The organism is Rhodococcus sp. JS3073 (assembly GCF_026810085.1).
In the GTDB taxonomy this organism is placed as follows: domain Bacteria; phylum Actinomycetota; class Actinomycetes; order Mycobacteriales; family Mycobacteriaceae; genus Rhodococcus_F; species Rhodococcus_F wratislaviensis.
This window is the reverse complement of the sequence record NZ_CP113951.1, coordinates 8,178,381-8,201,230: the sequence shown is the minus strand read 5'-3', so window position 1 is coordinate 8,201,230 and position 22,850 is coordinate 8,178,381. Positions and strand designations below refer to the sequence as shown.

General features: G+C 65.7%; 20 protein-coding genes and 1 pseudogene. 7 read left to right on the top strand and 14 right to left on the bottom strand.

Annotated elements, in window-relative coordinates:
• Positions 1-155 precede the first annotated feature (155 nt).
• On the top strand, positions 156-1,217 hold the full coding sequence (locus OYT95_RS37390) for a 3-isopropylmalate dehydrogenase (protein ID WP_112298324.1): 1,062 nt from the start codon (positions 156-158) through the stop codon (positions 1,215-1,217).
• Here the strand turns inward: OYT95_RS37390 and OYT95_RS37385 are convergent.
• Complete coding sequence (locus OYT95_RS37385) at positions 1,177-1,560, bottom strand: ArsR/SmtB family transcription factor (protein ID WP_037239412.1); 384 nt, start codon at positions 1,558-1,560, stop codon at positions 1,177-1,179. The genes OYT95_RS37390 and OYT95_RS37385 overlap by 41 nt on opposite strands.
• A gap of 103 nt (positions 1,561-1,663) precedes the next feature.
• On the opposite strand from OYT95_RS37385, the gene OYT95_RS37380 reads away from it, so the two are divergent.
• Together OYT95_RS37380 and OYT95_RS37375 are read left to right on the top strand one after the other, a co-directional pair.
• Positions 1,664-2,950: an MFS transporter gene (locus OYT95_RS37380; RefSeq protein WP_268790478.1), complete on the top strand. Its 1,287-nt coding sequence runs from the start codon at positions 1,664-1,666 to the stop codon at positions 2,948-2,950.
• Between the two features lie 142 nt (positions 2,951-3,092).
• Complete coding sequence (locus tag OYT95_RS37375; protein ID WP_037239410.1) at positions 3,093-4,106, top strand: alcohol dehydrogenase catalytic domain-containing protein; 1,014 nt, start codon at positions 3,093-3,095, stop codon at positions 4,104-4,106.
• Between the two features lie 29 nt (positions 4,107-4,135).
• Here the strand turns inward: OYT95_RS37375 and OYT95_RS37370 are convergent, their stop codons facing one another.
• The 4 genes from OYT95_RS37370 to OYT95_RS37355 all read right to left on the bottom strand — a co-directional run bounded on the left by OYT95_RS37370 (position 4,136) and on the right by OYT95_RS37355 (position 6,694).
• Positions 4,136-4,567 carry a DUF5313 family protein gene (locus tag OYT95_RS37370; protein ID WP_268790477.1) on the bottom strand — a complete coding sequence of 144 codons (432 nt, stop codon included), beginning with the start codon at positions 4,565-4,567 and terminating at the stop codon, positions 4,136-4,138.
• 50 nt (positions 4,568-4,617) lie between these two features.
• Positions 4,618-5,094 carry a MarR family winged helix-turn-helix transcriptional regulator gene (locus OYT95_RS37365; protein ID WP_037239406.1) on the bottom strand — a complete coding sequence of 159 codons (477 nt, stop codon included), beginning with the start codon at positions 5,092-5,094 and terminating at the stop codon, positions 4,618-4,620.
• A gap of 73 nt (positions 5,095-5,167) precedes the next feature.
• Entirely contained in the window at positions 5,168-5,815 is a 648-nt protein-coding gene (gene hemQ, locus OYT95_RS37360; RefSeq protein ID WP_268792316.1) for a hydrogen peroxide-dependent heme synthase, read from the bottom strand.
• 51 nt (positions 5,816-5,866) lie between these two features.
• Positions 5,867-6,694, bottom strand: coding sequence for a sulfurtransferase (locus tag OYT95_RS37355; protein ID WP_037239402.1), 828 nt, complete (start codon positions 6,692-6,694; stop codon positions 5,867-5,869).
• 105 nt (positions 6,695-6,799) lie between these two features.
• Between OYT95_RS37355 and OYT95_RS37350 the strand changes: the two genes are divergently transcribed.
• On the top strand, positions 6,800-8,482 hold the full coding sequence (locus tag OYT95_RS37350) for a nitrite/sulfite reductase (RefSeq protein ID WP_268790476.1): 1,683 nt from the start codon (positions 6,800-6,802) through the stop codon (positions 8,480-8,482).
• A gap of 72 nt (positions 8,483-8,554) precedes the next feature.
• On the opposite strand, the gene OYT95_RS37345 is transcribed toward OYT95_RS37350, so the two are convergent.
• The 3 genes and pseudogenes from OYT95_RS37345 to OYT95_RS37335 form a co-directional block, all read right to left on the bottom strand.
• Positions 8,555-8,719 carry a hypothetical protein gene (locus tag OYT95_RS37345; RefSeq protein ID WP_174233729.1) on the bottom strand — a complete coding sequence of 55 codons (165 nt, stop codon included), beginning with the start codon at positions 8,717-8,719 and terminating at the stop codon, positions 8,555-8,557.
• The gene (locus tag OYT95_RS37340) at positions 8,719-9,045 is read right to left on the bottom strand and encodes an ANTAR domain-containing protein (protein ID WP_037239398.1); all 327 of its coding nucleotides are present in this window, start codon (positions 9,043-9,045) and stop codon (positions 8,719-8,721) included. The genes OYT95_RS37345 and OYT95_RS37340 overlap by 1 nt, the downstream gene beginning before the upstream one ends.
• Positions 9,046-9,220: 175 nt before the next feature.
• Positions 9,221-10,015, bottom strand: a pseudogene (locus OYT95_RS37335) (class I SAM-dependent methyltransferase).
• A 168-nt stretch (positions 10,016-10,183) separates the two neighbouring features.
• Between OYT95_RS37335 and OYT95_RS37330 the strand changes: the two are divergent.
• The gene (locus OYT95_RS37330) at positions 10,184-10,642 is read left to right on the top strand and encodes a hypothetical protein (RefSeq protein WP_112298327.1); all 459 of its coding nucleotides are present in this window, start codon (positions 10,184-10,186) and stop codon (positions 10,640-10,642) included.
• A gap of 44 nt (positions 10,643-10,686) precedes the next feature.
• On the opposite strand, the gene uvrA is transcribed toward OYT95_RS37330, so the two are convergent.
• The 5 genes from uvrA to hglS all read right to left on the bottom strand — a co-directional run bounded on the left by uvrA (position 10,687) and on the right by hglS (position 18,835).
• Positions 10,687-13,224: an excinuclease ABC subunit UvrA gene (gene uvrA, locus OYT95_RS37325; RefSeq protein WP_268790474.1), complete on the bottom strand. Its 2,538-nt coding sequence runs from the start codon at positions 13,222-13,224 to the stop codon at positions 10,687-10,689.
• Between the two features lie 205 nt (positions 13,225-13,429).
• On the bottom strand, positions 13,430-14,596 hold the full coding sequence (locus OYT95_RS37320) for an NAD(P)/FAD-dependent oxidoreductase (protein WP_268790473.1): 1,167 nt from the start codon (positions 14,594-14,596) through the stop codon (positions 13,430-13,432).
• Between the two features lie 48 nt (positions 14,597-14,644).
• Positions 14,645-15,793: a Glu/Leu/Phe/Val family dehydrogenase gene (locus tag OYT95_RS37315; protein ID WP_128638468.1), complete on the bottom strand. Its 1,149-nt coding sequence runs from the start codon at positions 15,791-15,793 to the stop codon at positions 14,645-14,647.
• A 36-nt stretch (positions 15,794-15,829) separates the two neighbouring features.
• Positions 15,830-17,386: an L-piperidine-6-carboxylate dehydrogenase gene (gene amaB / locus OYT95_RS37310; RefSeq protein ID WP_268790472.1), complete on the bottom strand. Its 1,557-nt coding sequence runs from the start codon at positions 17,384-17,386 to the stop codon at positions 15,830-15,832.
• Positions 17,387-18,835, bottom strand: coding sequence for a 2-oxoadipate dioxygenase/decarboxylase (hglS, locus tag OYT95_RS37305; RefSeq protein ID WP_268790471.1), 1,449 nt, complete (start codon positions 18,833-18,835; stop codon positions 17,387-17,389).
• Between the two features lie 170 nt (positions 18,836-19,005).
• Here hglS and OYT95_RS37300 point away from each other — a divergent pair, with 170 nt between their 5' ends.
• Positions 19,006-19,935 (top strand): LysR family transcriptional regulator, encoded by a 930-nt coding sequence (locus OYT95_RS37300; protein ID WP_268790470.1) that lies wholly within the window; start codon positions 19,006-19,008, stop codon positions 19,933-19,935.
• Between the two features lie 21 nt (positions 19,936-19,956).
• Here the strand turns inward: OYT95_RS37300 and OYT95_RS37295 are convergent, their stop codons facing one another.
• Positions 19,957-21,087 (bottom strand): PucR family transcriptional regulator, encoded by a 1,131-nt coding sequence (locus tag OYT95_RS37295; RefSeq protein ID WP_268790469.1) that lies wholly within the window; start codon positions 21,085-21,087, stop codon positions 19,957-19,959.
• Positions 21,088-21,383: 296 nt separating this feature from the next.
• Between OYT95_RS37295 and OYT95_RS37290 the strand changes: the two genes are divergently transcribed.
• On the top strand, positions 21,384-22,808 hold the full coding sequence (locus tag OYT95_RS37290; RefSeq protein ID WP_037239356.1) for an amino acid permease: 1,425 nt from the start codon (positions 21,384-21,386) through the stop codon (positions 22,806-22,808).
• Positions 22,809-22,850 lie beyond the last annotated feature (42 nt).

The following is a 22,850-nucleotide window of genomic DNA, read 5'->3' as shown; positions in this document are numbered from 1 at the left end:
ACGTCCATCTCATTATGCGGAACGACTGTTCCAGCATGTGGATCAGAGCGGTAGCGTCAGGACCGACGCCCACGTCCGCCCGCCGCACGCCTGCACCCGGGCTGGACGACTCATCCCACGCGGAATCCATCCCGCGTTCGAAGTTCGGAGATCTGATGAAAATCGCAGTCATTCCCGGGGACGGGATCGGACCCGAAGTCATCGACCAGGCAGTCAGGACCTTGCACGAGGTTGCCCCTGCCATCGAAACCAGCTACTTCGACCTGGGCGCCCGAAACTACCGGGCAACAGGTCGCCTGCTCGACCGGGAAACACTCCACGAGATCCGGCATCACGATGCGATCCTGCTCGGCGCGATCGGCGACCCGACCGTTCCCGCCGGCACGCTCGAACGTGGCATCTTGCTCGAAATGCGCTTCGCGCTAGATCATCACATCAACCTACGTCCGACGAAGACGATGCCCGGCGCGCCTCGAGTGCTTGCAGGAAATGCGAATCTCGACCTGCTGGTGGTTCGGGAAGGAACCGAAGGCCCGTACACCGGCAACGGGGGCGCACTCCGCGTCGGAACTCCCCACGAAGTCGCTACGGAAGTCAGCGTCAACACACGTTTCGGCGTCGATCGACTTCTCCGCGAGGCGTTCGAACGCGCCGCGGTCCGGCGGCAGCGGGTGACGATCGTGCACAAACCGAACGTTCTCGCGTTCGCCGGCTCCTTGTGGACGCGCGCTGCCGACGAACTGGCGACGCTGTATCCAGAAGTCGAGGTCGATCACATGCTCGTCGATGCTGCCATGCTGCATCTCGTCACAAACCCTGCCCGATTCGACGTCATCGCCACCGACAACCTGTTCGGCGACCTCATCACCGACCTCACTTCCGCCCTGGGCGGGGGTGTCGGGCTGGCGGCAAGCGCGAACATCGACGGCTCACGAAGGAATCCCGCCATGTTCGAACCAGTACACGGGAGTGCCCCGGATATCGCGGGTCGAGGTGTCGCCGATCCCACGGCCGCGATCCTCTCGACAGCGTTGATGCTGCATCACCTCGGGCTGTCGCATGAGGCGAACACCATCGACCAGGCAGTTCGGGACCACGTCGCATCCCGCGGACAACAATCCTGCTCCACCGAGGAAATCGGTGAGCAGATCAGGAGCCGAGTAGGTTCCGAATCACTCACACCGCCTCAGCGTCGGCCGGCTGCCAGTTCGCAATAAGTGCCACGAGACCGGGAAAGCGGTCGTCGAGGTCTTCCGTGCGGACTCGGCTGCGCCGCTCGAGCCCGTGCTGCCGCTGTCGGATGACGCCGGCTTCCCTGAGCGCTTTGAAGTGATGGGTGAGGCTCGACTTCGGCCGGTCGAATCCGAACCAACCGCAGGTGTGGTCGTATTCCTCCGAGCCGGTCAAGAGCCGATTGACGATTGTCAGTCGCAGCGGGTCGGCGAGAACGCCCATGACCCGCTCCAGACGTATCTCCGATGCCGCCGGTTCAGGCAGCGGCATCGGCAGGGAAAGCTCTTCGCTGTCGCTCATGCGATAGGTCGGCGCAAGATCAGTCATAGATCCAGCATAGCGCCAGTACGAATTTTGTCGTACCATCATGTACGACATTTCTCGTACTAGTACGACCGGTATCGAACCGGGTGCGGAAGAGGAGACAGCGATGGCACAGAGTTCGGCCGGCCCGAAGGAACTGAGGTGGTCCCTGGCCGCCGCAAGCACGGTGACAGCCGTATTCGTGCTGTCCAACGCACCCACACCGCTGTACACGCGCTGGCAAGCGGAATGGGGATTCAGTTCGGGAACCTTGACGATCGTGTTCGGGGCGTACATGGTCGGGTTGATCGGGACCCTTCTCGTCGCAGGGAAGCTCGCCGATCGATACGGGCGGAAGATTGTGCTCGTCCCAGGCCTGATCGCCGCGGTCACCGCAGCGGGGCTCTTCCTGTCGGCGACGAACGTACTGTGGTTGCTGGCGGCCAGGCTGCTCGCGGGGGCCGCAGTCGGCGCGGCCGTCACCGCGGGCATGTCGGCGACGATCGATCTCGCCCCCGATCACCGGCGCCGGACCGGATCCATGATCGCCTCCGCTGCAATGGTATTCGGTGCCGGACTCGGCCCCCTTCTGTCCGGGACGTTCTCCCAGCTCATCGACACACCCCAGTCCTGGATATTTGGAACCGTGCTGACAGTGACGGCGCTGACACTGGTCGTCGCGATACGGCTGCCACTCCACCGCGGATTCGCACCGGACGGTCCTGTCGAGCGTCTCTGGTCGTGGCCTTCCGTTCCGCGCCCGAATCGCCGTGAACTCGTCTGGGGAGCAGCTGCATTCGCCCCGGGTATTACCTCGACCTCCTTCTTCCTCTCCCTCGGCCCCTCGGTCCTCGCGACCGGCATCAACGCCCCCAGCCCGCTACTCGCGGGTGCGGCGGCATGCGGGATGTTTCTGGTAGCAACCGGAATCCAGTTCGCCCTTGCGCACCTGCGTACCAGAACCCATCTCGCGCTGAGTTCCTCCGCAGCGTTCGTCTCGATGGTGACGCTGACGGCGAGCGTCACCATCGCCGCGACACCGGCGTTGTTCGTCATCGCCGCACTTCTTGCCGGTGCCGCACAGGGCCTCGGCCAGCTTGCGGCACTGACGCTGATCGGCACCCGAATCCCCTCGAACCATCGCGCCGAAGCAAACGCGGCATTGAACATTGCCGGCTACATTCCTGCGGCTCTGCTACCTGTGGGAACGGGCTATCTGATCCAATTCATACCCTTCAGCGCAGCCGTCATCACGTTCGCGGCAGCCGTCATGGCATTCTCCCTCGCCGCCCTGATCACCGTACGAATCAGCACAGCCGGACACCTGCGTCCCGCCGCCTCGGACGAGCACGTGATGCGCGGGGAGACGAATGCCACCGCCGAGGAAGCACTACTCGGAGGGGCGCGGCCATGACACGGACGGTCGCGTCGCCGAGCGCCTCGTGTCTTCCGGTCGATGGGTCGGACCCGTCAACCCTTGTCAGGAGCTCGGCTGAGGGGCTTGACTGAAACCTGGGTCTCGATCGCCCCAGGTCGAACAGACAGGGAGGATGCACATGCCAACCCATCAGGCAGTTCACGTCCAGGCCCCCGGTGAGCCGCTGACACTCGTCGACGTCGAAACCGGGTCGCCCCCGCGCGACCACGTACGCATCGCGGTGTCGGCGTGCGGAGTGTGCGGCACCGACCACGCCTTCGTCAACGGCGCGTTCCCGGACATGTCTTGGCCCCTGACACCTGGACACGAGATCGCCGGAACCATCGCCGAACTCGGCGACGGCGTCGACAACTACGCCGTCGGCGACCGCGTCGCTGTGGGTTGGTTCGGTGGACACTGTAACCAGTGCATCCCCTGCCGTCAGGGCTCCTTCATTCATTGCGAGAAGTTGCAGGTGCCGAGCTGGCAGTACCCGGGCGGTTACGCCGAGTCGGTGACAGTTCCGGCCAACGCACTGGCCCGGATTCCGAATGAGCTGTCCTTCGCGGAAGCCGCACCCATGAGCTGTGCCGGGGTCACCACGTTCGACGCACTGCGCAAAACCAGGGCCGTCCCAGGCGACCGCGTCGCCATCCTCGGCATCGGCGGACTCGGCCACCTCGGTGTGCAGTTCGCCCGGGCGATGGGCTTCGAGACGATTGCCATCGCGCGCGGCGCCGACAAAGGCGACGACGCCCGTCAGCTCGGCGCCCACCACTACATCGATTCCACCGCCGGCGACGTCAGCGAAGCGTTGCGGGCACTTGGTGGTGTGTCAGTGGTTCTGGGGACCGCGGCGAACTCGAAAGCGATGGGTGATGTGGTCGGTGGACTGCTTCCGCTCGGTGAACTCACCGTCGTCGGTGTTACGCCCGACCCATTGCCGATCAGTCCCCTGCAGCTGATCACTCCCGGCCTCGATGTCACCGGGCACCCCTCCGGCACCGCCCGCGACGTCGAGGAGACGATGCACTTCGCGGTCCTGTCAGGTGTGCGGGCCCGAATCGAGGAACGGCCCCTGACTCGGGCGGCGGAGGCCTACGCGGCGATGGAGGAAGGACGTGCACGCTATCGGATGGTCCTCACCATGTGATCCTTCTCGGCAGGGTTGATCGCCTGCCTTCAGCGGAGTTCGTTGCCGCTCCGCCGTTCGATGCCCCAGGTGCCGGAAGGGCCGTGGAGCTTCTCGTATGCTGCCTTCTCGGCGTCATGACGTGACGCCTTCCTCGGGTTCTCCAGATCGGGCGGCAGCCCGTGCCTCTCGAGGCGTCGAGATCGGTTCTGCGCCATATACGACACTGCGTAGAACACGGCGAGGAGCACTCCGAGCAGAACCATGGAGGCTCGCAGTCCGAGCGGTCCCGGAAACAGGAAGAACGCGGCGAAGACCGGAACGAACGGGACCATGCTGCGAACGAGGTGCCGGGGAACCGCCCAGTCACCGACCAGGTCGTTGCGGACCCAGTCCTGCATGGAGTCGGGAAGTTTGCGGCCTACCGCGTAGCCCAGCCACTGTATGGGGCCGGGCCGGGTTCGTTGCGTGGTTCGCGACATGACGACTACCTGTTCACGTTGTGCTGAAGTCGAATTCGACATGATTGTCCTCATTGATCGAGCGCGCCCGCTCTGAGCGCAGCCTGATTGACGCGGGTGAGAACGTCGTGAAGTTCTTCGAGTTCGGCCAGGCTGACACCGAGCTTCTCGATCACGGCGGGCGGAATCTTCTCGGCTTCCGCACGTAGTGCAGCACCGGCTGCGGTCAGTTCGACATCCAATTGCCTCTCGTCGGCCCGGCTGCGGGTGCGCGTGATCAGCCCGGACGCCTCGAGACGCTTGAGGAGCGGCGAGAGGGTGGGTGAATCGAGTTGCAGCGCGGTCCCGATCTCCTTGACCGCCATCGGGGCCTTGCCCCAGAGCGCGAGCATGACGAGGTACTGCGGATGCGTCAGCCCCATCGGTTCGAGCAATGGGCGGTAGACGGCGAGCACCGCCCGGTTCGCGATCGCGAGCGCGAAACACACCTGCCGGTCGAGAGCGAGCAGATCGTCGCCGGCCTTCCCTTGCTGGATGTCTGCGGTCATGTCACCAGACTACCAGAATGATTCGTGCAATAACTAATATCGCACGAATCATTCTGGAGGTAGTCGACGATCGTCACGGTAGACGCGCAACGAGGGCATCCAGGTCGGTTCGCGGACCGGAGAAGAACGGCGTCTCCAGCCGAACGTGCCGGCGCGCGTCGGTCGCGCGAAGGTCGCGCATCATGTCGACGATCCGGGTCGGGTCCGGAGCCTCGAAGGCGAGGATCCACTCGTAGTCGCTCAACCCGAAGGAACTGACAGTGTTGGCCCGCACGTCCGGGTAGGCGCGAGCCGCTCGGCCGTGCTCGGCGAGCTGCCGTCGCCGTTCGGCGTCCGGCAGCAGATACCACTCGAGCGACCGGTTGAACGGGTACACGCACACGAATTGCCCCGGCTCCTCATCGGCCACGTACGCCGCGATGTGGCTACGGTTGAATTCGGCCGGCCGGTGGAGCGCGGCCGCACTCCACACCGTCGTACACGCTCGACCGAGTCGGCAGCGCCGGAAACCGGAGTAGGCGGCCTGCAATCCTTCGACGGTGTCGGCATGCGTCCAGATCATGAAGTCGGCATCTCCGCGTAGCCCTGCGACGTCGTAGATTCCGCGGATCGCGACACCGGACTCGGCGACCTCCTCGAAATAGGTCTGCATATCCTCCACGACCTCGTCACGCGCGTCCGGCAACGCGCCGGGGACCACCTGGAACACGGTGAACATCATGAACCGCACGCGTTGATTGAGTTCGGTGAAGCGATAACCGGTCAAGGCGGGCTACCTCTCGACCGGGACGCCGACCAACGAGCCGTACTCCACCCAGGAGCCGTCGTAGTTCCGAACCTCGGGGTAACCGAGCAGTTCGTGCAGAACGAACCAACTGTGCGCCGATCTTTCGCCGATCCGGCAATAGACGATGATGTCCTTCGTCTCGTCGAGGCCGGCGTCGGCGTACAGCGCGCGGAGTTCGTCCTCGCTGCGGAAGGTGCCGTCGTCAGCGGCAGCCTTGGACCACGGCACGTTGACAGCAGTCGGGACGTGCCCCGGAACCTGGGGTTGTTCCTGCGGGAACTGCGCCGGGGCGAGGATCCTCCCGGAGAATTCGTCGGGAGACCGGACGTCGACGATATTCTTCTTCCCGATCTGCTCGATCACCTCGTCGCGGTGCGCCCGGATTCCCGACACGGGCTCGGACGCCACGTAATCGGTAGCCGGTCGGGTGACCTTCTCGCTCGACAAAGGCCGACCGTCGAGCTCCCACTTCTTACGTCCGCCGTCGAGCAGCCGGACGTCCCGGTGGCCGTAGAGCTTGAAGTACCAGTACGCGTACGCCGCGAACCAGTTGTTGTTTCCGCCGTACAGGATCACCGTGTCGCCGTTGGCAATTCCTCTCCCGGACAGCAGCTTCTCGAACGATCGCCGGTCGATGAAGTCACGGCGCACCGGGTCTTGAAGATCGCGCTTCCAGTCGATGCGGACGGCACCGTCGATGTGGTTCTTCTCGTACTGCGCGGTGTCCTCGTCCACCTCGACAAGGACGACGTCGGGGTCCTTGCCGTGTTCGACAACCCAATCGGCGTCGACCAGAAAATTGCTTCTACTCATCGTTCATCCTTCGCATGGTTGGCAACTGTAGCGTGCACGTATCATTAATGCACGATCTATTCGTCTACGCTACAGTTTCGGGCACACAGTTTCGGAGGAGCACCGATGACAACAGCGAAGACCCGCCCCGCCCAGGCGAAGGCCCCGCGCGCGGAGGGGCAATGGGCCCAGGGCGACCGTGAGCCGCTCAACGTGAACGAGCAGGTCAAACAGGATGATGACGGTCTCAACGTGCGCAAGCGGATCGAAGACGTGTACTGCCACACCGGTGTCGCCGGCATCGACCCGACCGATCGGCGAAGCCGGTTCCGCTGGTGGGGGCTCTACACCCAGCGCGCACCTGGCATCGAGGGCGGCCGAACCGCCACGCTGCCGCCGGAAGAACTCGAGGACGAGCACTTCATGCTCCGCATCCGCATCGACGGAGGGGCTCTGACCACCGAACAGCTGCGCGTCGTCGGTGAGGTCTCCCGACTGTTCGCCCGCGACACCGCGGATCTCACCGACCGCCAGAACATTCAGCTGCACTGGATCAGGGTCGAGGACCTACCCGAAATCTGGCGGAGGCTCGAAGGGGTAGGCCTCACGACCGCCGAATCCGCAGGCGACACCCCGCGCGTCGTCCTCGGCTCGCCGATGGCCGGCATCGCCGTCGACGAGGTCCTCGACGCCACACCCGCTCTGCACGAGATCACCCGCCGATTGATCGCAAACCCCGACTACTCCAACCTGCCGCGCAAATTCAAAACCGCCATCTCCGGTCTCCAGGACGTGGTCCACGAGATCAACGATGTGGCATTCATCGGCGTCGAGCACCCGGAACACGGCCCCGGACTGGATGTCTGGGTCGGCGGCGGTCTCTCGACGAATCCGCGGATCGGCGAGCGCCTGGGCGCGTGGGTACCGCTGGAAGACGTGCCCGACGTATGGATCGGTATCGTCTCCCTCTTCCGCGACTACGGGTACCGGAGACTGCGGGCGAAGGCACGCCTGAAGTTCCTCGTCGCGGACTGGGGTGTCGAGAAGTTCCGCGACGTGCTCGAAACGGAGTACCTCGGACGCGCGATGCTCGATGGACCAGCACCCGAACCGCTCGACGAACCACGTGATCACGTCGGTATCCAGCGCCAGAAGAACGGTCTCAACGCCGTGGGAATCGCACCCGTCGTCGGCAGGGTCGGCGGCACCGTGCTGACCGATTTGGCGCGAGTAGCGGAAGCATCCGGATCCCGACGGGTCCGGATCACCCCGATGCAGAAGCTCGTCATCCTCGACGTGCCCGACGAACAGGTCGACTCGCTTCGATCGAGTCTCGAAACTCTCGGGTTCCCGTCGCGCCCGTCACCGTGGCGACGGAGCACCATGGCATGCACTGGCATCGAATTCTGCAAGTTCGGGATCGTCGAGACCAAGGCGCGAGCCGCCGCACTCATCGCAGAGGTCGAGGAACGACTGGCCGACGTGCAGGATCAGCTCGAGCACCCGATCACATTGCACCTCAATGGGTGCCCCAACTCGTGCGCACGTATTCAGGTCGCCGACATCGGCCTCAAGGGCATGATCGTGACCGACGTCGATTCCAACCAGGTCGAGGGATTCCAGGTTCATCTCGGCGGCAGCCTCGGGCTGGACACGAGCTTCGGGCGCAAATTGCGCGGCCACAAGCTTCCCGCCACCGAGGTGCCCGACTACGTCGAGCGGATCGTTCGACGGTACGTGGCCGGCCGCGAGGGCTCCGAGAAATTCGCGGCCTGGGTCCAACGCGCCGCCGAAGCCGATCTCGCGTGATCGGCTCGCACTGCCGGGCACCACGCAGTCGAAGCTGAGGGAAGTCCCGGAGCACCCGACCGTCGCGGTCTGCTACTTGCCGGCGTCGGTGAGGGGCTCGCGCTCGGGGACTGCGGCCGCATGGTCGTTGACCACGTGCTTCCACCACGAGTCGAGCGGGCTCGGTTCCGGCCACACGATCGCGTCGGCCGGGAGCGGCCCTGTACTTTCACGCGGGTGGCTCGATTCCTGTCGCATCAACTCGCCTGAGCGTGTCGGCGGGGCGGAAGCTGGTTGACCAGTTGCTCCCACTCTTCGAATCGGGTGGCTTCGGGCGAGCGACGACGGGGCGAGGGTCCGGCAGCGAGGTCGACCAGGCTCCGGGCAGCGCCGAGGACGGTGAGGTGATGACGCCGGGCGACGTCGAGGAGTTCGTCGAACGCCTGGGCGTCGCTGCAGCCGCGACCGGCTATCAGGATTCCCTTCGCCGTGCCGAGCAGTTCGCGTCCGTCGGGACGCCTACGAGGGATCAGGCGTGTCGGGCCGGGAGTCGGAGTGAGTGGTTCGGTGCTGTCCTCGATCATTCCGCGATGCTCCTTCGCTCTCGTGCATCGGCTGCCGGCCCGCCGGTGTGCCGACGATCCCGTCCGGACGCAAAATGTGAGTCACGTCACTGTCGATGCCTCAACAGTTGTAGCCGACGGCGCCGCGCCTGTCATCTAGACAAATGTCCAGCTGTGCCGTCACATGACAAAGCGCTCAGGTAGTGGCCACCAACAGATCTTCTCCACTCGACGGGCGCAGGCCGTCGGATCGACCGGCGAAGTAGCGCTCGGCGAGTGAAGTTCCCGCCACATGCTGCGCGCCGTCGAAGCCGGCCTAGCGGGCCAGGGTCAGCATTTCCTGCGGGGTGTAGAAACTGATGAACGGTGTTCCGGCCGCTCGTGCACCGCGCTCGGACGCCTGGAGTCCGGGGCGATCGGCGACGTCGAGAAGTTCGGTCGGCAGAAGGAACGTCATCGCCAGCGTCGAGCCGGCAGTGAGACCGGCGAGCTGGCGCAGGGTGGCCGCGGTGGCGTCTTTCGTGAGGTACATCGTGACGCCGGTCGAGACGACGACCGCAGGCAGGCGAGGATCGAAGCCCGCCGCAGCCAGCTGCTCCGACCAGGACTCGCTCGCCTCGAAGTCGACCGGCACCAGCCGCAGCCAGTCGGGAACACCCAAGCCGAGCTCGATCAGCCGTTTCCGCTTCCAGGTTTGGGGGCCGGGCTGGTCGACCTCGAACACCCGCATCCGGGAGGCGATCTCCGGCCTACGCTGGGCAAACGTGTCCAGGCCCGCCCCCAGGATGACGTATTGGACGACACCGCGGCCGGCCTGCTCGACAACCATCTCCTCGATGAAACGAGCACGCGCGACGATCGCCGCCCGAAACCCGCTGGTGCCGGCCGGGTCCATGTCCGGGCGAGCCCGCCAGCCCTCGTCCGGCGCCGCGAGCTGCAGGCCGATCTCGTCGACGAGAACGTGCGGTGGAGCGTCGACCTGTAGGTGCATCGCCCGCCACAGGGCAACTCGCACGGCCGTACTGTCCGGTCCGTCCGTCTGCTCGCCTGCCGTCGCCATGACGTTCTCGCTCCTCACGGTCAGTTCTCCGCCGGCCGACGCCGCGCCCAGCTAACGCCCGCCCCACTCTCAGCGTATATACCTCGTATGAAGCCTTCAGTGAAGCGAGCCATCGGCCTGTTCACGGCCACAGCAGCTGCGTTCCTCGCGTTCGCGACACCCGCGCAGGCGACCTCCCCCACCCCGGTCTACTTCCGCGTGGGAAACTTCAACTGCTCGATCGCACCCGACGACGTCGTGGGATGCGATCTGCCACAACCATTGCCGATGGACTTTCCGATCCTCGGCGAGTTCGGTTTGCCGTGGCTGGGACCCGTCCAGCATGTCGTCATCGATCGTCCCTGGCTTCCAGCTCACCCCATCTACCCGCCCGGCACCCCGTTCACCCTCCCCGGCGGCAACCCCGACATCTCCGAGGTTGCGACCAGCCAGAGCATGTACCAGAAGACGATCACCCACGGCGGAACCACCTGTCTCGCAGGCTTCATGGGCGACCTCACCTGCACCGCCAAGGGGCACAGCTTCGTCGTCACCGTCTACGGAATCCACGCGCATTGAACCGGTTCCACACCGAGCGGATGTCGACTACGTCCTACGCAACGTCACACGGCGAGGTGCCGGGCGAGGTAGGCGGCGGTGGCGGAGCCGGCCGTCTCGGCCACGACCGTCGGTGGCCCCGAGGCGATGATCCGGCCGCCGTTTTCTCCGCCGCCCGGCCCGAGGTCGATCATCCAGTCCGCCGAGGCAATGACCGGCATGTCGTGTTCGACGAGTACCACGGTATTTCCCGCCGCGACGAGACGTCGCAACACCGTCATGAGGCGGTCCACGTCGGCGGGGTGCAATCCAGTGGTCGGTTCGTCGAGTACGTAGAGGGTGTGCCCGGATCGGATGCGCTGCAGTTCGCTGGCGAGCTTCACACGTTGGGCCTCCCCACCGGACAGGGTGGTTGCCGATTGGCCGAGTCGCAGGTATCCGAGACCGACTTCGACCAACATGTCAAGGCTTTTCGCCGCTGCCGGAACGTGACTCAGGAACGCGCGGGCGTCGTCGACTGTCATGGCGAGAACGTCGGCGATCGTCCGGTCGTCGACGAGAATCTCGAGGGTCTCTGCGTTGTATCGTGCGCCCGCGCAGGCCGGGCAGGGAGCGGAGGCCTCGGGCAGGAACAGCATGCCGATGGTGATCGAACCGGCGCCCTCGCATTCTTCGCAACGGCCGCCCCTGACATTGAATGAGAATCGGCCCGGGTTGTATCCCCGTTCGCGGGCAACGGGGTTCGCAGCGAAGAGTCGCCGGATCACATCGAAGAGGCCGGTGTAGGTCGCGAGATTCGAGCGTGGAGTCCGCCCGATGGGAGCCTGGTCCACGCGCACCAGCCGGGTGACGTGCCCGAGCCCATGAGCGGCCACGACCGTCGGCCCGGTGTCGTTCTCGCGCTCGTCGGCCAGTACGACCGTGGAGTCGTCGGCTTCGTCTGCCCCGGCGTCGGTGCCGGCTTCGCTGTCGACACCGAGGTGTTGGGCGACGACGTCGGTGAGCACACGGCTCACGAGTGTGGATTTTCCGGATCCGGACACGCCCGTGACCGCGGTGAGCACCCCGAGCGGAATCCGCACGGTCAGATCACGCAGGTTGTGCATCGTGATACCGGCGAGTTCGATCCACCTGCCCGGACGTCCGGGCTCGGGGCAACTCTCGGGGGTTCCGAAAAGGAATCGGCGAGTCACGGATTCGGGGACGTGAGCGAGACCGTCCACCGTGCCGCTGTAGAGCACTCGGCCACCATGCTCCCCGGCACCGGGACCGACGTCGACGATCCAATCTGCCGCCCGGACGACATCGAGGTTGTGTTCGATGACGAAGACGGAGTTACCCGCCGCGCGTAGTCGCCGCACGGCGGCGACCAGCGCCTCGGTGTCGGCGGGATGCAGGCCTGCGGACGGTTCGTCGAGGACGTACAGCACTCCGAACAGACCCGATTGGAGCTGGGTGGCCAGCCGCAGGCGCTGAAGTTCGCCCGGCGAGAGGGTGGTGGTCGATCGGCTGAGACTCAGGTATCCCAGCCCGAGCTCGGTCAAACCCTCGAGGCGGCCGAGAAGATTGTCCACCAATGCCGCTGATGCTCGATCTGTTGCGTCACTTGCGGCGGATTCGCGGGATGCGACGACGGCGTCGAGGACGGCTGCCAGATCGGCCAGTGACAGATCCGTGGCGTCGGCTATGTCGAGGCCGGCGAACCGTACGGCCAACGCCTCCGGGCGTAGCCGTTTGCCATTGCATGCACTGCAGGGGCGGGACACCAGGTATCGGGCGACCTTTGCCCGCTGGGTTGCGCTCTTCGTCGTCGCGAAGGTGTGCAGAACGTAGGTGCGGGCACTCGAGAACGTTCCCTGGTAATCGCGCACCATCTTGCCCGGATCGCGCACGGGTGACACCGTGACCGTGGGTTGCTCATCGGTGGTGAGGATCCACTCGCGCTGGTCCTCCGGCAGCTCGGACCAGGGGCGGTCCACGTCGATGCCGAGTGTGTCCAGGATGTCACGGTAGTTCTTCCCCAGCCAGGCGCCGGGCCATGCGGCGACGGCGCCGCCGCGGATACTTCGGCTCGGGTCCGGCACCAGGGCATCGATGTCGACATCGTGGGTGCGGCCGAGCCCGTGACAGGCCGGGCATCCACCTTCGGGTGTGTTGGACGAGAAGGCGTTCGAGTCGAGGACGGGAGCGCCCGGCGGGTAGGTTCCGACTCGGGAGAACAGCATCCGCAGCACGTTTGAGATGTGGGTGAGGGTGCCGACCGACGATCTGGCGGAGGTGTGACCGCGGGCCTGCTGCAATGCAACCGCCGGTGGAAGCCCGGTGATGTCCCCTACCCTGGGTGCTCCGATCTGATCCATCAGCCGTCGCGCGTACGGGGTCACGGACTCGAGGAAGCGTCGTTGCGCTTCGGCGTAGATGGTGCCGAAGGCCAACGAAGACTTACCCGATCCCGAGACTCCCGTGAACGCGACGATGCAGTCCCGGGGAATGAACACATCGACGTGGGCAAGGTTGTGTTCGCTGGCGTCGAACACTTCGATTCCGCCGAATGCCTGGGCACGTAACGGTTCAGCCTGCGGTACGGGATCGAAGGTGGGCACAACTGCTCCAGGTGTCGGTTCGTGCTCGGACAGGTTACGTGCCAGTCTTCCTCGAGGGGTGGAACCATGTGTACCGGCGGCGCTCCCGCGGGGAGAGTCCGCCCAAATTCCATCGGCTTGCGCTGCGTGCGAACCCAATCGGCGGGATGCCTCGTGTCCTCGGGCCACTCGGCAGGTGATTGTCTGGCGGTGTAGTGGGTGGAGGTCAGACGATGTTCGTCTCACCTGCGCCGATACCGGCCTGCGCGAAGCGTCCCAGGGCGAAGGAGCTGATGTCGTATCCGGGCTCCTTGCCGTGGTAGAGGTCGCACACGATTTCACCGGTCGCCGGTCCCATCAGGAAGCCGTGGCCGGAGTAGCCGGTGGCGATGAGCAGGCCCTCGACCTCGGTGGAGCGGTCGATGATCTGGTTGCGGTCGGGGGTGACCTCGTAGAGGCCGGCCCACCCGGTGCTGATGCCGTAATCCAGTACGGCCGGCACCCGGGTCTCGGCGATCGCGCCCAGTCCCATCAGCCAGTCCTCGAGTTCGAACTTGAGGTTGAATCCCTCGCGCTCGTTCGGGTCGGACCAGCCGAGAAGCAGACCCTTGCCTTCCGGGTGGAAGTAGAAGTTCGACGGGAAGTCGATGGTCAGCGACGGCGAGGACTCGGGCAGCTCGGAGAGCGGCTCGGTGAAGGCGATCTGTCGACGGACGGGAACGACGGGGATGTTCACCCCGAGCATGTCGCCGATGCCGGCCGACCAGGCTCCGGCGGCGCAGACCACGGTGTCGGTCTTGATGCGTCCGTGTTCGGTCACCACAGCGGTGATCGTGCCACCTGTGCTCTCGATGTCGGTGACCGCGCAATGACGGATGATGCGGGCGCCGTGTCGTCGGGCAGCGGCGGCGTATCCCATCACGACCGATTCGGGGGTGGCCTTGCCGTCCTGGGGCGACCAGGACGCGGCGAGGAGTCCGTCTGTACTGATGAGCGGCGAAATCTCCTGCGCTTCTTCGGGGGTGACCATGCGGCTCGGAACGCCGTGTCGGTTCTGCAACGCGACGCTCTCGGTGAAGATGTCGATGTTCGTCTGGTCCGAGAGGAGGTAGAGGTAGCCGTCGCGGCTGAAGTCGATCTCCTGGTGGTACTCCTGCGCGAACCGCGAATACACGTCGAGGCCGCGCAGACCGATCGCGATGTTGGCCTCGTTGCTGAAGGAGGCGCGAACACCGCCGGCGGCCTTGCAGGTCGAGCCGCACGCCAACTCGTCCTTCTCCAGGAGGACGACGTCGGAGACCCCGGATTCGGCGAGGTGGAACGCAATGCTGGCGCCGATGACGCCGCCGCCGATCACGACGACGGATGCCTGCTCGGGGAGTTCCTTGCTCATGTCGTCCTCTTCTTTCCTTCGAGAATAGAGATGTAATGCCCGGGTCGGTCAGAATGCGGCGTTCTGCGGGGCACGCCCGCGGAGCAGCATGGCTTCGCGAACGCGCTCCTGGGCGGTGGCGCGGGCCACCTCGTGGGTGGTCCGACCCTGAGCCTTCGACGCATCGAGGGTGTCGATGGTGCTGGCGCGCAGCTTGTTCGAGATGTTGTCGAACACAGCTGCCGGTTCGGGACGGATTCCGGAGAAGCGGGCATCCATCGCCACGGCTGCGGCCACCACACCGCCGGCGTTGGCGATGAAGTCCGGAACCACGGTCACGCCGCGGTCGAACAGCACCGACTGCGCCTCGGGGCTGCTCGGCAGGTTCGCGCCTTCGACGACGATCTTGGCCGGCAACGTGCGAGCGAGATCGGCGTCGATGACGTCCTGCAACGCTGCCGGGATCAGGATGTCCGCCGTCACCGAGAGTTCTTCCCCGGCAGCGAGAGGCTTGGCGTCGGAGTACTGGTCGACGAGTCCGTCACCGTACTGATCGCGCAGGTCGAGCAAGGTGGCGACGTCGAGCCCGTCCGGGTTGTGGATGCCGCCCTGCGAGGTGGACACAGCGACGACGGTCGCCCCGAGTTCCGCGAGGCGCTTCGCGGACGCAGCTCCGACCGCTCCGAAGCCCTGAATGGACACGCTCAGCGAACCGGTGGACAGGCCGAGGGCTTGCGCAGCGGCGTCGGCCGACTCCGCGACACCGTGGCCGGTGACCCCGAGCTGGTCGTACGGGAGCCCGCCGAGCGCGTGGGGGGTGCCCACCGCGCCGCCGCGACCGCCGACCTCGTCGAGCATGATCGCGGCGTCCTTCTCGGTCAATCCCACGTCGAGTCCGAAAACGTACTCCTCGGGGACCTCGTTGCGCAGTGCCCGGACGAAGGCACGCAGGACCGCTTCCTTGGAGGAGGCGGTCGGGTCGGCCCAGATGCCGGCCTTGGCGCCGCCGTAGAACAGGTCGACCCCCGCCCACTTCCAGGTCATGTTGCGGGCCAGCCTGGCGACCTCGCCGACACTGACCGTGGTGGACATGCGGGTGCCGCCCTTGCCCATTCCGCGGGCGGTGTTGTCGATGACCAGAACGCCGCGCATGCCGGTGCGTGCATCGGAGACACACACGACCTTCTCCGGGCCCCATTCGTCGATCAATTCGAACATCGTCGTTGCTCCTCGTGCGATTCGAAAGGGGGGATGTCAGCCGAAGTTGACGCCCTGAGCCAGGGGCAGCTCGCGGGAGTAGTTGATGGTGTTGGTCGCGCGGCGCATGTAGGCGCGCCAGGCGTCCGAGCCGGATTCGCGGCCGCCGCCGGTGGTCTTCTCGCCGCCGAACGCGCCGCCGATCTCGGCGCCGGACGTGCCGATGTTGACGTTGACGATGCCGCAGTCCGAACCGTCGGCGGCGATGAACCGCTCCGCCTCACGCTGGTCGGTGGTGAAGATCGACGACGACAAACCCTGCGGGACGTCGTTGTGCAGGGCGATCGCTTCCTCGAACGTGTCGTAGGTCAGCACGTAGAGGATCGGGGCGAAGGTTTCGTCCTTGACGATCTCACTCTGGGTCGGCATCCGCACGATCGCCGGCTCGACGTAGTACGAGTTTTCGCTGCTCGGGCGGCGCTTGCCGCCGACGAGGATCTCGCCGCCCTGTTCGACAGCCTTGTCGAGAGCTGCGGTCATGTTGGCGTGGGACTTGCCGTCGATCAGCGGGCCCACCAGGGTGCTGTCGACGAACGGGTCGCCGATCGGGAGGCGGCCGTAGACCTGGGAGATCCGGTCGATCAGCTCGTCGGCGATGTCCTGGTGGACGATGATGCGGCGCATCGAGGTGCAGCGTTGGCCGGCGGTGCCGGCGGCGGCGAAGACGATTCCGCGGGTGGCGATGTCGAGGTCCGCGGACGGGGTGACGATCGCAGCGTTGTTTCCGCCGAGCTCGAGGATGGCGCGGCCGAAGCGGGCGGCGACGCGGGGAGCGATCTGCTCACCCATCCGCTCGGAACCGGTGGCACTGATCAACGGCACCTTCGGGCTGTCGATCAGGGCCTGGGTGTCGGCGGCGCTCGCCGAGACGAGGACGTTCAGGTTGGCCGGGGCGCCGGATTCTCTTGCGGCACGGTCGAACAGCGCCGAGCAGGCGGCGGCGGTGAGGGTGGTCAGCTGCGCGGGCTTCCAGATCACCGAGTCACCGCAGACGATGGCAAGAGCCAGGTTCCAGGACCATACAGCGGCCGGGAAGTTGAACGCCGAGACGACACCGACGACACCGAGCGGGTGCCAGGTCTCCATCAGTCGGTGTCCGGGACGCTCCGAGGGCATGGTGCGGCCGTCGAGCTGCCGGGACAGACCGACCGCGAAGTCGCAGATGTCGATCATTTCCTGAACCTCGCCGAGGGCCTCCGAGCGGATCTTGCCGACCTCGATGCTGATCAGGCTGGCGACGTCTTCCTTGTGCTCGGTGAGCAGTTCGCCGAGGCGTTTGATCAGGAATCCGCGGACCGGGCCGGGAACGGTGCGCCACTGCAGGAAGGCCTCGTGGGCGGCATCGATCGCGGCCTCGACGTCGGCGGCGTCTGCGGCGGGATAGTCGAAGAGGCTCTCCCCCGTGACCGGGGAGCGGGTGGTGATGGTGTTGTCGACCCCTGCGGTATCGAGTACGGCCGGGTCGACCCCACATCGCTGCAGGCTGGTGCGTGCGAGCGTGCGCAGTTCGTCGGTGGTGGGCAGGGCGATGGTCTCGGCGACAGCGGTGCTCATTTACTTGACTCCTTGGGTAGCGATGGGTGCCGGTTCTTCGATGGGTCCGCGGATTCCCAATTGGTTGGCAACGTGATCGAGGGATGCGCGGCGGATCCCGTCGTAGAGCGTGTACTGGTCGTGCAGTGTGCGGCCCAGAACTCCTTCCATCCAGGCGGCGTCGATATCGGTCGTCGACTGCGTGGTGTCCTTGTGTCCGTCCGAGGTCAGATTGGACTGGAAGATCCCGGCCGCGGATTTCGGCAGAAAATCCTCGTAGACGATCGGCTCCGGGCGGACCCAGCCCTGATCGATCAGATCCTGTAGTGATCGTCCGGGCACCGTGCCGTTGCGTTGCTTGTCGGTGTCGACCCGGTAGGTGAAGTACGCCAGATCGTGGAGCGCGAGCCCCTGTTCGGTGGCGGGCACCTGCTGGTTCCACAGCGCCGCAGCGATCTCGTTGCGTACCTCGGCCGACACCGGCGCGGTCGCGGCCGCCTCCCTGACGGCCTGCTCGATCTCGCAGGTCAAGCGGTCGTATACCTCGCGGCCGCGGACGGTGGCGGCGATGCCGCGGGCCTCGACCTCACCGAAACGCACTCGCAGTGAACCCTTCTGGACACTGCCGTCGGCCTCGCGGAACACCCGTGGTTCCGCGAGAGCCCGGAACGAGGTCTGCCGCAACAGCAGATCCGGACCGGCCCATCGCGGCGGACCCTGGATCGTGTCGATCATGTCGATCCGGCGACGCTCCATGCGGGCGTAGAGACCGTCGATGTCGAGCACACGCGGGGTCAGGTGGTTGATGTGTGTGCTGGCGACACCACCGATATCGGCGGCCACCGAGGAAACCTGCTCGAGTTCGCGGTACCAGGCGCGGTCGACGGCCTCGGTGGACAGCGTGAATGCCGCAGTGGCCAACGTCAGGAACATCTCGGCGTCACCGGAATTCAGCCCCCGGTACTCGGTGGCCCGGTCGGCGAGTACCAGCAGTTCGGCGGTGAACAGCCTGCGCTTGGCGAGGAAGCTTTCGAGGCGTTGCTGCAGATCGGCGCTGAAGAAGCGGCGATCCGAGGGCACCAGCATGGAGGTGAACACCCGGAAGGGGTTGCGCGCCAGTTCGTCCGGGCTCGTCGGACGGAAAGCCGTCGAGACGACCGGAACCGAACTGGCAGCGGCCTCGCGCAGGTCGTAGAACCCCACCGGGTACATGCCCATTGCCGCGAACACGCGGGCGACCTGGGCCATCTCCTGGGGGGTGCCCACTCGGATGGCTCCGTGACGTTCGGCGGTGATCCGGGCGATGGAACCCAGACGTTGTGCGCCCGCACCGAGATTCGACAGCACGGTGTCGTTGACCGCCTGCGATACCTCGAGCAACGTGGTGTATGCGGGAACTTCCTTCCCGTACATGTGCGAGAGACGGCGAGCGAACTCGGCGCGCAGTTCCCACTGCTGGGTGATCGGCATGGCGTGCAACTCCAGGGTCGACGAGGATCGGGTGAGATCGAGATCGTGGTCGCCGGCCGGCTCCGAAGAGCCCCGACGTGTCCGACGTTTCGTTCCGCACGTTCATCGTGGTCCGCGGAAATCAATAGCACCAGCGAAGAAAGTTAGCCACAACCGTTTAGAATCTCTATATGAATATGAGCTTGGCGCACCTCGTCGCACTTCGAGAGCTGGCCCGGCGCGGAACGATGGTCGCGGTCGCCGAGGAACTCGGGTACACCGCGGGCGCCGTATCGCAGCAGATCGCAGCCTTGGAGAAAGCCGTCGGCTCCCGGCTCGTCACCAGGGTGGGTCGCAATGTCGTGCTCACCGATTCCGGCACCGTCCTGGCCGAGCATGCAGTGAAGATCTTGAGCGCGGAACAGAGTGCCCTCGACGCGCTGCGCGCGGTGCACGACGACGTCGCTGCGCCCCTTCTTCTCGGCACCTTCGGTAGTACCGCTGCAGCGTTGTTGCCACCGGTGGTCGCCGCAGCGCAGCGCAAATACCCGCATCTCGCCCTGAGCAGCCGTGAACTCGACGTCGACGAGGCCGCCACCGCGGTCCAACGCGGTCAGGTCGACGTCGCCTTCGGGTTGGACTACCCCAATTCACCGATGCCCCGCACACCGGATATCGAGATGATCACCCTGCGCAGCGAGCGATTCGGGCTCGCCGTCTCCTCCGGCGCCTACGGCATCCGCACCGAAGAAACCATCGATCTGCGCGAGGCCGCGGAGTGGAACTGGATTCTGCCGCCTGCGGAGACTCAGTTCGGTCGCGCTGTCCGCATCGCCTGCCGCCAGGAGGGTTTCGAGCCGATCGTGCGGCACGAGATCGTCGATACCGCGGTATCTCTGGCACTGGCCGGGAAGGGGCTGGGGGCCGCTCCGGTCACCGACATGATGATCAGGCTCAACAGTTCGGTGCCGATCATCCGCGTCGACCTCGAGCAGGAGATCGGTCGGCGGATCGTCCTCATACGCCTCGCCGGCTCGGAGACCAGGCCTACGGTGCGGGCCATCACCGACATCGTTCGCGCCGCGGTCGACCCGGCGTCGACGGCGGCCGAGAAGATCTGATCGCCTGATCGGACATAGCAGTCAGCTCTGCTCGCCGTTGCGGCCCTCCTCGGTGCCGAGGTGCTCGAAGATGAAGCGCCCGAGGGTGAGGCCGACATGCAACTCGAGGCGCTGTGCACCCACCGAGAGATCGAGGCCCGTGATTTCCTCGATCTTCGCGAGGCGGTAGTACAGCGTCTGACGGTGAATGCCGAGGACACCGGCCGTTGCGCCGGTGTCACCGGCCTGGTCCAGGTAAGTCTGCGCGGTGACGAGCAGGTCGACGTTGCGGTGGTCGAGCAGGGCCCGCACGGACGGCGTGAGGACTGCATCGGCGACGACGCCGGTGGGCCCGCACGAGGACAGCCGGTAGACGCCGAGTTCCTCCCAGTACGCGATCGGTCCCATCGATCCGTCGTGCCGGGCGACCCGGACGCCGAGTTTGGCTTGCTGCCAGCTTCGGCGGGCAGATCGCAACCCCTGGTACGAACCCCCCACCCCGACCAGGGCTCCGGCACCCGCACCGCTTTCGGCAACCGACCGAACGGGGTCGACGGCGCCGTCGACGGCGGGAACCATGACCGCGGTCAGGGATCCGATCGGTGCCAGCAGAGTGCGTGTGCCGGGGGCGGGCAGGAGACCGTCGACGGCCAGCACGGTCAAAGCGCCACCGTCCGGAAAGAGCCCGGAGTCTTCGATGCGAGTAATCGCACGGGCGAAGGCCTTTCGGTCGCCTTCGAGGAGGTCTGCGACGGCGACCGCCATATCGTCACGGCCCCGGGCGGTGTGTGCGAGTTGAGCCCCGGCCTGGCCGGCCAGGGACATTGCGGCGGTGAGATCGCCGTCGGACACGGCGCTGTTCTCATCCGGCAGAACGAACAGATATCCGTACGCCGCGCCTGCGTAGCGAGCCGGAAGACAGATCCGCGGCGACGCTTCGATATCCGGATTCTCTGGCGTGATCACCGGGCGCGTGGTATCAGCAATCCCGAAGCTTTCGTACCACGCGCGCGCCTCCGGCGGGCAACTGCGGGTGAGGATCGACTGCACCCGATCCTTGTCGACGTCCGGCGACTGGGTGCTGTAGGCGATCAGCGAAAAGGCCCGGTCGACCAGGACGACCGATGCCGACAGGCGTTCGGCCACCTCGGTGACCACTTCATCGAGATTCACTTCACCATCTCCGTGAACAGCGTATTTCGTGAGCGATAACTATGGCGATCATTCGGAGTCGGCCATACATGTGTCTGACTGACGGGGCGAAAAGTTCTGGCACATGTCCCTAGCATGCTACGTGGTGGGCCGTTACGTTGATCACACACGAACGGAAGTTCGCCATCTCGCCGGGCCCTGGACGGCATTTCCGTCCTCGGCCCGTCACGGTATCGCGGCGTCCGATCACGCCTGCGACCACCGGGGCACAGTTCGCGCTTTCGATCTCGTGTCCGACTCGACCTTTGGAGCGTTTGATGTCCACTCTCGAACAACCGCCCGAGACGTTGCAGAAGTCTCTGAAACAACGACACCTCACCATGATCGCGATCGGGGGTGTCATCGGCGCCGGCCTCTTCGTGGGCTCGAGCGCCCTGCTACACACCTCCGGCCCCGCCGCATTCGTGTCCTACGCCATCACCGGTGTCGTCATCGTCCTCGTGATGCGCATGCTCGGCGAAATGGCCACCACCAACCCGTCGACCGGGTCGTTCGCCGGCTATGCGCGCAAGGCCTTCGGGGGGTGGGCCGGCTTCACGACCGGCTGGCTGTACTGGTTCTTCTGGGTCGTCGCGGTCGGCGCCGAAGCCGTCATCGGCGGCAAACTGCTGCAGCGCTGGATCGACCTGCCCTCCTGGGTGATGGCGGTCGTCCTGCTGTTGGCCATGGTCGCCACGAACCTCCGCTCGGTCCGCAACTTCGGCGAGTTCGAATACTGGTTCGCAGGAATCAAGGTCGCCGCGATCCTGCTGTTCCTCGCCCTCGGTGCCGCCTACGTCTTCGGGCTGTGGCCCAGCCATTCCGCCGATTTCTCCAACCTCACCGATCACGGCGGCTTCACCCCCAACGGCTGGACCGTCATTCTCTCCGGCGTCGTCGTCGCCGTCTTCTCCATGGTCGGCCCCGAAATCGCCACCATCGCCGCCGCCGAATCCGCCGAGCCGGAAAAGGCCGTCGCCAAGGCCACCAACTCCGTGATCGCCCGCATCGGCTTCTTCTACATCGGCTCCGTGCTGCTGCTCGCCATCATCGTCCCCTGGACCGACGTCGAGGTCGGCCAGTCGCCGTTCGTCGACGCCCTCACCCACATGGGCATCCCCGGCGGACCCGACATCATGAACGCCGTGGTGCTCGTCGCCGTACTCTCCTGCCTGAACTCCGGCCTCTACACCTCCTCGCGGATGCTCTTCACCCTCGCGCACAAAGGCGATGCGCCACAGAGCATCGCAAAGCTGGACAAGCACGGCGTCCCCCGCAACTCGCTGCTCCTTGCCACCCTCGTCGGCTTCGCCTGCATCGGTCTCGACTACCTCTCCCCCGACACCGTCTTCGCCTTCCTGCTCAACGCATCCGGCGCCACCATCCTGATGGTCTACCTCATGATCGCGATGTCGCAGATCAAACTGCGCGGCCTGATGACCCGCGAAGAGGTCGCGCAACTCCGCCTGAAGATGTGGCTGTTCCCCTACCTGTCGATCCTCGCCGCCGGCGGCATCCTCGCCGTGCTGGTGTCGATGTTCTACGTCGAATCGTCCCGCTCGCAGATCTCCCTGAGCGTCGGAGCCCTCATCGCGACGTTGATCGCCTACCGGCTTCGCCGGCGCATCAACCCGCAGAGCCCGCTCGCGAACAACATCTCCGCTCCCGCTCCCGGGCCGATCACCAGGCCCGCCTCGAAGTAAGACCCGAGAGGGGTGCTCCCGCACATGCTGTGCGGGAGCACC